The sequence below is a fragment of the Ensifer sp. ENS02 genome (genome assembly GCF_014851885.1).
Taxonomy (GTDB): Bacteria; Pseudomonadota; Alphaproteobacteria; order Rhizobiales; family Rhizobiaceae; genus Ensifer; species Ensifer adhaerens.
The window spans coordinates 1-255 of record NZ_JACVAO010000103.1; the positions used below are offsets into that span (position 1 = coordinate 1).

The following is a 255-nucleotide window of genomic DNA, read 5'->3' on the forward strand; positions in this document are numbered from 1 at the left end:
GCCCGGCATCGACGAAGCAGCGGATGAGCTCGGCCGGCGACGCCGGTGTTTCCTCGGGCGCCTTGACGATGATCGAGCATCCGGTGGTCAGCGCCGCCGACAGCTTGCGCACCACCTGGTTGATCGGAAAGTTCCAGGGCGTGAAGGCGGCAACCGGACCGACCGGCAGCTTGACGGTCATCTGGGTGACATCGGGTGCGCGCGGCGGAATGATCTGGCCGTAGGCCCGCTTTCCCTCCTCGGCGAACCACTCGA

The 255-nt window shown here is 67.1% G+C and carries 1 protein-coding gene; it reads right to left on the reverse strand.

Annotated features, from left to right (window positions below; all coding sequences use genetic code 11):
- Positions 1-255 (reverse strand): aldehyde dehydrogenase family protein (locus IB262_RS35635; RefSeq protein WP_192494600.1); only part of this gene is annotated, 255 nt, incomplete at both ends.